General features: G+C 73.0%; 13 protein-coding genes. 9 read left to right on the forward strand and 4 right to left on the reverse strand.

The window, feature by feature from the left end; translation table 11 throughout:
* The first annotated feature begins 3 nt into the window (after positions 1-3).
* Entirely contained in the window at positions 4-1,416 is a 1,413-nt protein-coding gene (locus tag ACIRQH_RS36410; RefSeq protein ID WP_404229332.1) for a sensor histidine kinase, read from the forward strand.
* A gap of 24 nt (positions 1,417-1,440) precedes the next feature.
* Here the strand turns inward: ACIRQH_RS36410 and ACIRQH_RS36415 are convergent, their stop codons facing one another.
* Entirely contained in the window at positions 1,441-2,439 is a 999-nt protein-coding gene (locus ACIRQH_RS36415) for a TAXI family TRAP transporter solute-binding subunit (RefSeq protein WP_388867718.1), read from the reverse strand.
* A 142-nt stretch (positions 2,440-2,581) separates the two neighbouring features.
* On the opposite strand from ACIRQH_RS36415, the gene ACIRQH_RS36420 reads away from it, so the two are divergent.
* Together ACIRQH_RS36420 and ACIRQH_RS36425 are read left to right on the forward strand one after the other, a co-directional pair.
* Positions 2,582-3,040, forward strand: a complete 459-nt coding sequence (locus tag ACIRQH_RS36420) for a MazG nucleotide pyrophosphohydrolase domain-containing protein (RefSeq protein ID WP_404229335.1) — start codon at positions 2,582-2,584, stop codon at positions 3,038-3,040.
* A gap of 218 nt (positions 3,041-3,258) precedes the next feature.
* Positions 3,259-4,134: an alpha/beta fold hydrolase gene (locus ACIRQH_RS36425; RefSeq protein ID WP_404229337.1), complete on the forward strand. Its 876-nt coding sequence runs from the start codon at positions 3,259-3,261 to the stop codon at positions 4,132-4,134.
* Positions 4,135-4,148: 14 nt separating this feature from the next.
* Here the strand turns inward: ACIRQH_RS36425 and ACIRQH_RS36430 are convergent, their stop codons facing one another.
* The gene (locus ACIRQH_RS36430; RefSeq protein ID WP_388867710.1) at positions 4,149-4,883 is read right to left on the reverse strand and encodes a TetR/AcrR family transcriptional regulator; all 735 of its coding nucleotides are present in this window, start codon (positions 4,881-4,883) and stop codon (positions 4,149-4,151) included.
* 92 nt (positions 4,884-4,975) lie between these two features.
* Here ACIRQH_RS36430 and ACIRQH_RS36435 point away from each other — a divergent pair, with 92 nt between their 5' ends.
* The 3 genes from ACIRQH_RS36435 (at position 4,976) to ACIRQH_RS36445 (ending at position 8,416) form a co-directional block, all read left to right on the forward strand.
* Positions 4,976-5,839 (forward strand): NAD(P)H-binding protein, encoded by an 864-nt coding sequence (locus ACIRQH_RS36435; RefSeq protein ID WP_404229340.1) that lies wholly within the window; start codon positions 4,976-4,978, stop codon positions 5,837-5,839.
* 176 nt (positions 5,840-6,015) lie between these two features.
* Complete coding sequence (gene miaB, locus ACIRQH_RS36440) at positions 6,016-7,545, forward strand: tRNA (N6-isopentenyl adenosine(37)-C2)-methylthiotransferase MiaB (RefSeq protein WP_404229343.1); 1,530 nt, start codon at positions 6,016-6,018, stop codon at positions 7,543-7,545.
* Between the two features lie 142 nt (positions 7,546-7,687).
* A complete protein-coding gene (locus ACIRQH_RS36445; protein WP_404229346.1) occupies positions 7,688-8,416 on the forward strand; it encodes a class III extradiol dioxygenase subunit B-like domain-containing protein in 729 nt (242 codons plus the stop codon).
* Between the two features lie 378 nt (positions 8,417-8,794).
* Here the strand turns inward: ACIRQH_RS36445 and ACIRQH_RS36450 are convergent, their stop codons facing one another.
* The gene (locus ACIRQH_RS36450; RefSeq protein ID WP_358819863.1) at positions 8,795-9,058 is read right to left on the reverse strand and encodes an antitoxin; all 264 of its coding nucleotides are present in this window, start codon (positions 9,056-9,058) and stop codon (positions 8,795-8,797) included.
* Between the two features lie 24 nt (positions 9,059-9,082).
* A complete protein-coding gene (locus tag ACIRQH_RS36455) occupies positions 9,083-9,337 on the reverse strand; it encodes a hypothetical protein (protein WP_358819864.1) in 255 nt (84 codons plus the stop codon).
* 182 nt (positions 9,338-9,519) lie between these two features.
* Between ACIRQH_RS36455 and miaA the strand changes: the two genes are divergently transcribed.
* From miaA to dapF, 3 genes are all read left to right on the forward strand, one after another.
* Positions 9,520-10,458, forward strand: coding sequence for a tRNA (adenosine(37)-N6)-dimethylallyltransferase MiaA (gene miaA, locus ACIRQH_RS36460; protein ID WP_388867694.1), 939 nt, complete (start codon positions 9,520-9,522; stop codon positions 10,456-10,458).
* A gap of 107 nt (positions 10,459-10,565) precedes the next feature.
* Positions 10,566-11,108, forward strand: a complete 543-nt coding sequence (locus ACIRQH_RS36465; protein ID WP_404229451.1) for a hypothetical protein — start codon at positions 10,566-10,568, stop codon at positions 11,106-11,108.
* Between the two features lie 49 nt (positions 11,109-11,157).
* Positions 11,158-12,027 (forward strand): diaminopimelate epimerase, encoded by an 870-nt coding sequence (gene dapF, locus ACIRQH_RS36470; RefSeq protein WP_404229351.1) that lies wholly within the window; start codon positions 11,158-11,160, stop codon positions 12,025-12,027.
* Positions 12,028-12,145 lie beyond the last annotated feature (118 nt).

Raw genomic sequence — 12,145 nt, forward strand, 5'->3', positions numbered from 1 at the left:
ACGGTGCGCACGCGACTCCTCCCGCTGCTCATCGTCCTGATGGCGGCCGTCCTGCTCGCCCTCGGCGTCCCGCTCGCCGTCAGCCTCGCGGCGGCCCGGCAGCAGCGCGTCGTCGTCGACCGCATCGACGACACCGCGCGCTTCTCCGCCCTCGCCCAGTACGTCACCGAGCCGCCGAGCGGCACCCAGGGCGGCTTCCCCGACGAACGCGCCGAGACGCTGCGCACCGAGCTGGCCCGCTACTACGAGGTGTACGGCATCCGCGCCGGCGTCTTCTACCGCAACGACAGACCCATGGCCAACGCTCCGGACGGCTGGGGTCTGCCCCGGACGGGGGTGGCCCGCGACGCCTTCAACGAGGCGTTGGTCAGCCGGCGCAGTCACGACCCCCGGCAGGTCTGGCCCTGGCAGCGCCACCGTCTCGTCGTCGCCTCCCCGGTCATCAAGGACGGCGATGTCATCGCCGTCGTCGTCACCGACTCGCCCACCGGGCAGATGCGGTCCGTGACCCTGCACGGCTGGCTGATCATCGGAGCGGGCGAGATCGCCGCGATGCTCCTCGCGGTCGGCGCCGCGCTGCGGCTGACCGGCTGGGTGCTCCGCCCCGTACGCGTCCTCGACGCCACCACCCACGACATCGCGACCGGGCGCCTCAAGTCCCGGGTCGCGGCGGCCGGCGGACCACCGGAACTCCAGCGCCTGGCCCGGTCGTTCAACGAGATGGCCGACAACGTCGAGGACGTGCTGGAGCAGCAGCGCGCCTTCGTCGCCGACGCCTCGCACCAGTTGCGCAACCCCCTCTCCGCACTGCTGCTGCGCATCGAGCTGCTCGCCCTGGAACTGCCCGAGGGCAACGAGGAGATCGCCTCCGTCCGCACCGAGGGAAAGCGCCTGGCCCAGGTCCTGGACGACCTGCTCGACCTGGCCCTCGCCGAGCACGCCGAGGCCGATGTGCGCCTCACGGACATCGGCGGGCTGACCGCCGAGCGGGTGGCGTCCTGGCAGCCGGTCGCCGAGAGCCGGGGCGTACGGCTGGTCGGGACCTGCCCGGCCACCACCGGCTGGGCCGACCCGATCACGCTGTCGAGCGCCCTGGACGCGGTGATCGACAACGCGGTCAAGTTCACGCCCGAGGACGGATGCGTCGAGGTGACGGTCGCGTCCAACGGCCGGACGTCGACCGTCGTGGTGACCGACTGCGGTCCCGGCCTCACGGACGAGGACCTGACGCGCATCGGAGACCGCTTCTGGCGCAGTGCCGTCCATCAGAACGTCAAGGGCTCGGGTCTCGGCCTCTCCATCTCGCGGGCCCTCCTGGAGGCGGGCGGCGGCTCCATCGCGTACGAGCACCACGAGCCGCACGGCCTGTGCGTGACGGTGACGGTGCCGAGGTCGGGGCCCGGACGGGTGACCTGAGCGGGGTACGCCCCGTCCGGTCGGCTACGGCTTGATCGACCGGTAGTAGCGCCGCGCGCCCTCGTGCAGCGGCAGCGGGTCCGTGTAGATCGCCGTGCGCAGGTCCACGAGCTGGGCCGCGTGCACCTTGGCACCGATGCGGTCGCGGCTGGCGATCACCGTGCGGGTGAGTTCCTCGGTCAGGTTCGCGTCCGCGTCGTCCCGGGTGATCAGGAAGTTGGCCACGGCCAGCGTCTGCACGGCCGCGCCGCGCTGTGCCTTCGGATAGGCGTCGGCGGGCATCACCGCGGCCCGGTAGTAGCGGGAGGCGCCGCCCTGCTCGTGCAGCTTCTTGACGAGGTCGCTGCCGATCGGCACCAGCCGGATGTCGTCGCTCTCGGAGAGTCCGAGCACGGCGCTCGTCGGCAGGCCACCGGACCAGAAGAAGGCGTCGATCTTGTGGTCCCTGAGCATCTCCGGCATGTCCGCGATGCCGTTGTCGAGGGGCTCGATGTCGTTGTCGGCGTCCAGTTCCGCCGCCTGGAGCACGTGGTTCGCGATGAGCCGCACTCCGGAACCGCTCGGACCGACGGCGACCTTCCTGCCCTTCAGGTCCGCCACCGACCGTATCGACGACGAGCGCCGCACCACCAGGTGCACGTAGTCGTCGTACAGCCGTGAGCAGCCGCGCAGCCGGCCCGAGCCCGGCTTGTTCTGCAGGATGTACGTCTCCACGGCGTCGGCCGCCGCGATGCTGAAGTCGGCCTCGCCGGTGGCCACGCGCCGGATGTTCTCCTGCGACCCGTCGCTGTTCAGCAGCTTGACGTCGACATCGGGCATGTCCTTGGCCATCGCTCCCTGCAGGAGCGTGCCGTACTTCTGGTAGACCCCGGTCGGGGTGCCCGCGCTGAACGTGATCGTCCCGCGCGGTGACTCCCCGCCGAGGGGCAGCAGCCACCACAGCAGCAGCCCGACGACCGCGAGGCCTGCCGCGGAGCCGAACAGCGCGCGGCGTCTGCCGATGCGGGGAAATGCCTGGAACATGCGCGCGATCCTGCCAGCCCGAGGGCGGTCCTGACCAGGCCGGGACGGGCGAGAGGGGGGTCCATCGGATCGATAGGCTCGCCCCGTGGAGCCGTCTTTCCCGTCGCAGGTCCCTTCTCCCGCAGCTCAGGCAGCCTCCCCGGTGGCGTCTCCGGATGCCGCGGAGGGCACCTCCGCCGGTGCCGTCCCCTCGTCCGCCTCCTCGTCTCCGGCCTCGCTGGTCCGGGAGTTCCACCGGGCGTTCGGCCTGGACGACCCCAGCATCCCGACCGAGGTCTCGGCCGGGCTCGCCGCGCACCGCGGGGAACTGCTGGCCGAGGAGGCCGCGGAAGTGGCGGAGGTCTCGGTCGAGGGCCCGCTCGACCGGCTGGCGCACGAGCTCGCCGACGTCGTGTACGTGGCGTACGGCACGGCACTCGTCCACGGGATCGACCTCGACGCGGTGATCGCCGAGATCCACCGGGCCAACATGACGAAGATCGGCCCCGACGGCCATGTCGCCCGCCGGGCCGACGGCAAGGTACTGAAGGGCGAGCACTACCGGGCCCCGGATGTCGCGGAGGTCCTGCGCCGCCAGGGGTGGAACGCGTCGGAGGCCTAGGGTCTGTCGTTCGGATCGGCCCGCGCCGTGGCGTTCCGGCCGTCCGGGTCCGAGCCGATCCCGACGGCGCCTCTCGCAGCGTGCCCAGGCGACTTACGCCCGCACCTCTTCCACGGCCTCGGACCCGCTTGTTAACTTCGCGGAGCGGCGCCTTGCGACGTCGCTGAGCGAAGCGGCCGGCGATGTCGCCGGGCCGCCGTGACGAGCAGGGGGAGCGCATGGACGAGCCGGCCGAACTCGATCTGCCCGTCGAGGGCGGAACCCTGCGCGTCCTGCGGTTCGGCGACGGGCCGCGGACCGCCCTCGCCGCCCACGGCATCACCGCGTCCGGCATGGCCTTCGGCGCCCTCGCCCGCCACCTCCCCGACGAGTGGAGCCTGTACGCGCCCGACCTGCGGGGACGCGGCGGCAGTACCGACACCCCGGGCCCGTACGGCCTCGACCGGCACGCCACCGACCTGTGCCGGCTGGCGGAGGACCTCGGCGCGGGTGCCCCGGTCGCGCTGACCGGACACTCGATGGGCGCGTACGTCGCGCTGCTCGCCGCCGCGCGCCGGCCCGAACTGTTCGACCGGCTCCTGCTCGTCGACGGAGCACTGCCCCTGCCGGTGCCGCCCGGCGCCGATCTCGACGGCATTCTCGACGTGACGCTCGGCCCCGCGATAGTGCGCCTCGGCCGCACGTACGAGACCGACCAGGACTACGTCGACTTCTTCCGCGCGCACCCGGCGCTCGGCCCGGACTGGAACGCCGACGTCGAGACGTACGTCCGCTACGACCTCACGGGTCCCGAGGGCGCCCGCCGGTCGAGGGCGCGCGAGGAGGCCGTACGGCAGGACGGGCGTGATCTGCTGGCCTCGGGTGACCGGTTCGCCGCGGACCTGGAGCGGCTGTCCGTCCCGGCGCTGCTGCTGCACGCGCCGCTCGGGCTGCTGGGCCAGGAACCGCCGATGCTGCCCGCCACCGTGGTCGAGCGCTGGACGGGCGGAACAGTGGACCTGCCCGCCGAACTGGTCGAGGACTCCAACCACTACACGATCCTGCTGGGCGCCGCCGCGAAGACGGTCGCGGAACGGTTCACCGGCCTCGCCTGACTCCGGAACGGCGGTCAGTCGGCGGACGCGGCGATCCGGTCCAGCCACTCCTCCATGAGCCCGCGCTCCGGTGCGGTCAGGGCGTCGGTCCGGGGGAGGACCGCCCGCAGGGTGACGGCCGCGGTGACGGGCCCGGGCGCGGTGCCGGCGGGCGCGTCCGTGGTGATCGCCGCGAGGACGGCCTCCCGGGCGGTGCGGGAGAGTTCGGGGTCCCGGCGGTCCTCGGGCGTGGCGATGAGCGTGAGGGTCGTACCGGAGCCGGCCGCGTGGACCAGGGCGACGGCCCGTTCTTCGGGGACGGCGAGCCGGCCCGCTTCTGCCACGCGGTGGATGTGCCCGGAGAGCACCTCGAAGGCGGCGGCGGCCGCGGGGGAGGTCGTGCCCGGGCGGTAGCGGCCGTACATCAGCGTGAAGAGCGCCGGGTTCGCGAGCCCGAGGCCGATGTGCAGATCCCAGCCACGACGGAGGTCCTCCACCGGGTCGCCCGTCGAGGCGAGGGCGGACTTGCTGGTCAGGTAGGCGGTGAAGCCGTGCGCGGCGACCGCGTCGAGCAGGCCCTCCTTGTCGCCGAAGAGCCGGTAGATGGTCGGCGGCTGGACCCCCGCCGCGGCGCTCACGGCCCGCGTCGACACCGCGTCCGGGCCGCCCTCGGCCAGCAGTCGCGCGGCCGCCGCGACGATCCGTCCGCGTGGTCCCTCCGGGGCCTCCGCCGCCGTGACGTCGACGTTCCCCGTGCTCTCCATGGTCATGCTTCCGATGGTAACGGAGCAGTGTTAGCGACCATTCGTTTCCAGTGGTACCTTCGAAGTGTTATCACTGGAAACATGGAAAGAGGATCGTCATGATCGTCGTCACCGGAGCCAACGGCCGGCTCGGCCGGCTCGTCGTCGAGAAGCTGCTGGACCGCGTCCCCGCCCAGGAGATCGGCGTCAGCGTGCGCGACCCGGACCGTGCCCGGGTGTTCGCGGAGCGCGGCGTGCGGGTGCGCCGCGGCGACTTCGCCGACCCCGCGAGCCTCGCCCACGCCTTCGAGGACGCCTCCAAGGTGCTCGTCGTCTCGGCGGACGCCGTCGGCGAGACCGCCGTGAGCGGGCACCGCACCGCCATCGAGGCGGCGGCCGCGGCGGGCGCCAAGCGCGTCCTCTACACGAGCCACATGGGCGCCGACCCCTCCTCGCCGTTCCCGCCCATGCCCGACCACGCGGCGACGGAGCAGGACCTCCAGCGGTCCGGCGTCGCCTTCACGTCCTTGCGGAACGGCTTCTACGCCGCCTCCGCCGCGATGCTGCTCGGCGCCGCCGTCGAGACGGGCGAACTCGTCGCCCCGGAGGACGGGCCGGTCGCCTGGACCGCCCACACCGACCTCGCCGACGCGGCCGCGCTCGCCCTCGTGGGGGAGACGGACGAGCTCGACGGCTTCACGCCCGCGCTGACCGCCGAGGAGACCGTCGACATGGCGGCCATCGCGGAGATCGCCTCGCGGATATCGGGCCGTGCGATCCGCCGGGTCGTCGTCTCCGACGCGGACTACCGGGCCGGTCTGGTCGGCCACGGCGTACCCGAGGCGGCGGCCGACCTCCTCGTCGGGCTGTTCGCCGCGAGCCGCCAAGGCGCGTTCGCACCGTCGGACCCCGCGCTCGCCCGGCTGCTGGGCCGGCCCACGGTGCCGGTGGAGGACGTCCTGCGGGCCGAGCTGTCCGCATGAGCCCGGACGCCCCACCGGCGCACGGCGACGGGCCGCCCTTGACCGGGTGAGGCGCGACCCGGGCCGGGTGCCCCGGCCGGGCCGGAGGGTTCCCGCGCCCCGCCCGGCCCGTGCGGCGTCCCGGCCGTGGGGCGCCTGCGTCCTGACGCACTCCGTCAACCGCCTACCCTTGTCACATGAGCAGCGGCGACCGGAGTCAGGCAGTGGACGTTCAGGAATCCAAGACGTACGAAGTGCGCACCTACGGGTGTCAGATGAACGTCCACGACTCCGAGCGGCTCTCCGGGCTCCTGGAGGACGCCGGTTACGTGCGGGCCCCCGAGGGCTGTGACGGCGACGCGGACGTCGTCGTCTTCAACACCTGCGCCGTCCGGGAGAACGCCGACAACAAGCTCTACGGCAACCTCGGCCGCCTCGCCCCGATGAAGACGAAGCGCCCCGGCATGCAGATCGCCGTCGGCGGCTGCCTCGCCCAGAAGGACCGCGACACCATCGTCAAGAAGGCGCCCTGGGTGGACGTCGTCTTCGGCACCCACAACATCGGCAAGCTGCCGGTCCTGCTGGAGCGCGCCCGCGTCCAGGAGGAGGCGCAGATCGAGATCGCCGAGTCCCTGGAGGCCTTCCCCTCCACGCTGCCGACCCGCCGCGAGAGCGCGTACGCGGCCTGGGTGTCGATCTCCGTCGGCTGCAACAACACCTGCACCTTCTGCATCGTCCCGGCGCTGCGCGGCAAGGAGAAGGACCGCAGGACCGGTGACATCCTCGCCGAGATCGAGGCACTGGTCGGCGAGGGCGTCTCCGAGATCACGCTCCTCGGGCAGAACGTCAACGCGTACGGCAGCGACATCGGAGACCGCGAGGCCTTCAGCAAGCTGCTGCGCGCCTGCGGAAAGATCGAGGGCCTGGAACGTGTCCGCTTCACCTCGCCGCACCCCCGCGACTTCACCGACGACGTGATCGCCGCCATGGCCGAGACGCCGAACGCGATGCCGCAGCTGCACATGCCGATGCAGTCCGGTTCGGACACGGTCCTGAAGGCCATGCGCCGTTCGTACCGCCAGGAGCGCTTCCTCGGGATCATCGACAAGGTCCGGGCCGCCATCCCGCACGCCGCGATCACCACCGACATCATCGTGGGCTTCCCCGGCGAGACGGAGGAGGACTTCGAGCAGACCCTCCACGCCGTCCGCGAGGCCCGCTTCTCGCAGGCCTTCACCTTCCAGTACTCCAAGCGCCCCGGCACCCCGGCGGCCACCATGGAGGGGCAGATCCCCAAGGCGGTCGTCCAGGCGCGCTACGAGCGTCTCGTCGCCCTCCAGGAGGAGATCTCCTGGGACGAGAACAAGAAGCAGGTCGGCCGCACCCTGGAGCTGATGGTCGCCGAGGGCGAGGGCCGCAAGGACGGCGCCACCCACCGGCTCTCCGGCCGCGCCCCCGACAACCGCCTGGTCCACTTCACCAAGCCCGAGGCGGAGGTCCGCCCCGGTGACGTGGTCACCGTCGAGATCACGTACGCCGCCCCGCACCACCTCCTCGCCGAGGGCGCCGTGCTGGGCGTACGGCGCACGCGCGCGGGAGACGCCTGGGAGAAGCGCAACTCCGCAGCGGCCGCCAAGCCCGCGGGTGTCATGCTCGGCCTGCCGAAGATCGGTGCCCCGGAGCCCCTGCCGGTCGCCGTGGGCGCCGGCGGCTGCGGCTGCGACTGACCGCGCCTGACGGGGGCTCCGGCGGCGCTGCACCCGGTCACGGGCCTTGGGCGTTCACGGCGTTGCCCGGGTAGGTGGAGTGCTGCCCTGGACGGCTGACGGTCCCGGGCGGCTCCCGGGTGACAGCGTTACGCTGCGGATCATGCTTGTAGCCGCCGCAGTCTGCCCCTGCCCCCCGCTGCTCGTGCCCGACGTCGCCGCCGGCGCGGCACCCGAGCTGGACGCCGCGCGTGCGGCGTGCACGGACGCGCTGGGCGTGCTCGCCGCGTCCCGCCCCGACCTGCTCGTCGTCGTCGGCCCCGCCGATCGGAGCGCCCGCGGACCGCACCCGGAGGGAACGCGCGGCTCCTTCACCGGCTTCGGGGTCGACCTCGCCGTCCGCCTCGGCCAAGAGAGCGCGGCCGGCACGGGGGCCGACACCGCGGACCGTCAGCTCCCGGCCTCGCTCGCCGTCGCCGCCTGGCTGCTGGAGCGCACCGGCTGGTCCGACGCCCCCGTCGAAGGGCTCGGCGTGGGCGAAACGCTGGAAGCCGAGCGATGCGTCGGCACGGGTGCCGAGCTCGGCGCGCGCGCCGGACGCGTGGCGCTTCTCGTGATGGGCGACGCCAGCGCGTGCCGGACCGTGAAGGCGCCTGGCTATCTCGACGAGCGCGCGGCGGGCTTCGACGCGGAGGCCGCCCGCGCCCTGGGAGCGGCCGACGTCGACGCGCTCAAGGCGCTGGACGCCGGACTGGCCGAGGAGTTGAAGGTCGCGGGGCGCGCCCCCTGGCAGGTCCTCGCGGGCGCCGCGGAGGGCGCGGGCCTGGCCGGCGCCCTGCTCTACGACGACGCGCCCTATGGAGTCGGATACATCGTGGCGGCCTGGTCCTAGGGGGCACGCCGGGCCTCGGCAGGCCGCTGGCGGGCCCGTCGACCTGGTCCGGGAGCCCCGGTCGGCGTCCGTACCGGGGACTCGGCGACCGGGACTCCGTACCCGGGATTCCTCACCGACGGCGGACGTGGCTCGCTCCCTGCGTCGCCGCCACGGCGTGCTTCGGGCCGGCCCGCCCGCACGTCGGTCCCTGCCCGTCGACGTGGACGCTCCGACCCGGGGCCTCGGCGAGAGCTGTGAGACCGGCGACCCCGGCGCCAGGTGCCGGCACGCCCGTGGACGACGACATCCCGGTCCTCGCTGTTCCGAAGCCGTCCACGAAACGGCGGACGGCCGGAAGCACGGGGCTTCGCGGCCGTCCGCCGATGCGCTTGTCGATCAGGGTGCCTGGGGCGGCGTCGGCATGTCCGGCGGTGTCGCGGACCCGCCGCCCTCCTTCGCCGCGAGTCGGTCCATGGCGTCCTTCGCCTTGCCCGTGCCCGTCCGGATCGTGTCGCTGTACTTGTGCTTGGTCTTCTCGTCCACGACCTTGGCGGCCTTCTCCAAGCCGTCGTTGACCTTGTGCCCGTGCTGCTGCGCGAGCCCCGAGACCTTGTCCTTGGCAGGCTCCAGCTTGGCTTTCAGACTGTCCATCAGACCCATGGTTCGCCTTCCCTCGCGGGGCAGTTACCTGCGGGCGCCGTCACCGGCTTCGTTGTCGGCGGCCTGGTCGGCGGTCTGCTGCCTCGGGATGTCGACGTCCTCCGCGGTGCCGGCCTCGGCGGTTGCCGCCGTCGCACCGCCCTCGCTCCCGGACGAACCCTCCGCGTCCACCGCCACCTCCGCCTCGGTGCCGGCCGGCCCTGCGGGGGCCTGCGCCTCGGCGGTTGACGCCTCCTCCGTCGCCTTCGACCTCCGGAGAAGTCGTGTAAATACGCCCATATCCGCTCCATACGTTACTCGTGAGGGCGAAATTCCGCGTTGCCCGGTGCGTCCGATTGCGTCGCCCGGGTCACCGGCTCTCGACGCCGGCGGCTGGAACCTCGCAACAGGCAACGAACCCGGACCGGGCCCGTCACGTAGCTCGTTAGGGGAGAGGCCCCGGGGTTTGCGAGACTGGGACCGTGAGCAGCGCACCCCCCGCCCCCCGGGTCATCGCCGTCGTCGGACCGACCGCGGCAGGAAAGTCCGATCTGGGCGTCTTCCTCGCCCAGAGCCTCGGCGGCGAGGTCGTCAACGCCGACTCCATGCAGTTGTACCGAGGGATGGACATCGGCACCGCCAAGCTGACGCACGAGGAACGCGGCGGAGTCCCGCACCATCTGCTGGACATCTGGGACGTGACGGTCACGGCCAGCGTCGCCGAGTACCAGCGCCTCGCCCGCGCCCGTATCGACGCCCTGCTCGCCGAGGGCCGCTGGCCGGTCCTGGTGGGCGGCTCCGGACTGTACGTGCGCGGGGCCGTCGACAACCTGGAGTTCCCCGGCACCGACCCCGAGGTGCGCGCCCGCCTGGAGGAGGAGCTGACCCTGCGCGGCTCCGGCGCCCTGCACGCCCGGCTGGCGATGGCGGACCCCGAGGCCGCGCACGCGATCCTGCCCAGCAACGGCCGCCGTATCGTCCGCGCCCTCGAAGTCATCGAGATCACCGGCAAGCCCTTCACCGCCAACCTGCCCGGCCACGACTCCGTGTACGACACCGTGCAGATCGGCGTCGACGTGGCGCGCCCCGAGCTGGACGAGCGCATCGCCCGTCGCGTCGACCGCATGTGGGACGCCGGGCTCGTCGACGAGGTGCGCGTGCTGGAGGCGCACGGCCTGCGCGAGGGGCGCACGGCGGCACGCGCGCTCGGATACCAGCAGGTGCTGGCGGCGCTCGCCGGGGAGTGCACCGAGGACGAGGCGCGCGCGGAGACCGTCCGTGCCACCAAGCGCTTCGCGCGCCGTCAGGATTCATGGTTCCGGCGCGACCCCCGGGTGCATTGGCTCAGTGGGGCTGCGGCGGATCTCACAGAACTTCCCGAGCTCGCACTGGCGTTGGTCGAACGACCGGTCACAGCCTGATCACGTCATGGCATCGGGACGCTCCGGCCGTCATCGGGGCCTCCGGTTGCGTGCCATCATCGAGCTTCGATCGACCAGTGAAGTCCGAGTTGGGAGGGCGCGTGGCGATGGAGGCCGGCCCTCGCGACACTGCACGAGGCACTGAGCACGGTGCCGTTCCGGACGGAGACGGTCTGAGCATCGACCCGGACGCCGATCGCGGCGTCGAGCCCGAGCTGGGCGGGGAACCCCTCAGCTCCGACGGACCCGACGACGACAATCTGACCGGGGTCATCGACGACGGGCCCGAGCCCGGTGCGATGTCCCCCGAGCCCGAGGTGGAGGTCGAGCTGCGCCCGCAGCGCCGGCTGCGCATCTGGCAGCTCGCGCCCATCGTCGCGCTGGCCGCCACCGGGTCCCTGATGTTCGCCTTCCCGCTGGCCTTCGAGTTCGGTGACGGCGGTGCCGTGGTCGCCATGCTCGGCCTGCTGATCTGCTCGTGCGCCGCCGGCTGGGGCATGATGGCCGCCCGCCGCGTCGGCTACGCCCTGCCCGGCTTCCCGGCGCGTGGCTCCGGCCGCCGCCCGGACTGGCGCGTGGTGATCGCGTACGTCGTGGTCGTCGCCGCGGTCGCGGTGCTCGCGGTGTGGCGCGTGGCGCGACTGCGCTGACCCGGGCGGCGTACCGCGCCGCCCGGATCCGACCCCGTACGATCGAGGGATGAGCACGCGGATCGCCTTCCTCAAGGGACACGGGACCGAGAACGACTTCGTTATCGTCCCCGACCCGGAGAACGTCATCGACCTCCCGTCGGCCGCTGTCGTCGCCCTGTGCGACCGGCGTGCGGGCATCGGCGGCGACGGTCTGCTGCACGTCGTGCGTTCCGCGGCCCACCCCGAGGCCAGGGCGATGGCCGCCGACGCGGAGTGGTTCATGGACTACCGCAACGGCGACGGCTCGGTCGCCGAGATGTGCGGCAACGGGGTGCGGGTGTTCGCCCGCTACCTCCAGCGCGCCGGGCACGTGGCCGAGGGCGACATCACGGTCGCCACGCGCGGGGGCGTGAAGACCGTGCACCTCGCCAAGAACGGTGACGTCACCGTCGGCATGGGCAAGGCCCTCCTCCCCGAAGCCCAGGTCACGGTCACCGTCGGAGAGCGCAGCTGGCCCGCGCGCAACGTGAACATGGGCAACCCGCACGCCGTCGCCTTCGTGGACGACCTCGCGGACGCCGGCACCCTCTACACGCCGCCGCCCTTCACTCCCGCCTCGGTGTACCCGGACGGGGTCAACGTCGAATTCGTGGTCGACCGGGGGCCGCGCCACGTCGCCCTGCGGGTCCACGAGCGCGGCTCGGGCGAGACCCGCTCGTGCGGTACCGGCGCCTGTGCCGTCGCCGTCGCCGCCGCCCGCCGTGACGGCGCCGACCCGGCCGTGACCGGCACCCCGGCGACGTACACCGTCGACGTGCCCGGCGGACGCCTGGTCATCACCGAGCGGGCCGACGGCGAGATCGAGATGACGGGCCCCGCGGTGATCGTCGCCGAGGGCGAGACCGACGCGGACTGGCCGGCCGGCGACCCGAGCTGAACGACCCGAGGGGCGGGCCGGGTGCCGAGCGGCCCCGGCGGCCACGGGGGAGTGCTTCCGCGCCGCTTTCTGCCGTACGTCCGTGCCGCCCCTTTCAGAAGTTCGAAACTGTAAACCC

It is taken from the genome of Streptomyces sp. NPDC102279 (assembly GCF_044766365.1).
GTDB lineage: Bacteria > Actinomycetota > Actinomycetes > Streptomycetales > Streptomycetaceae > Streptomyces.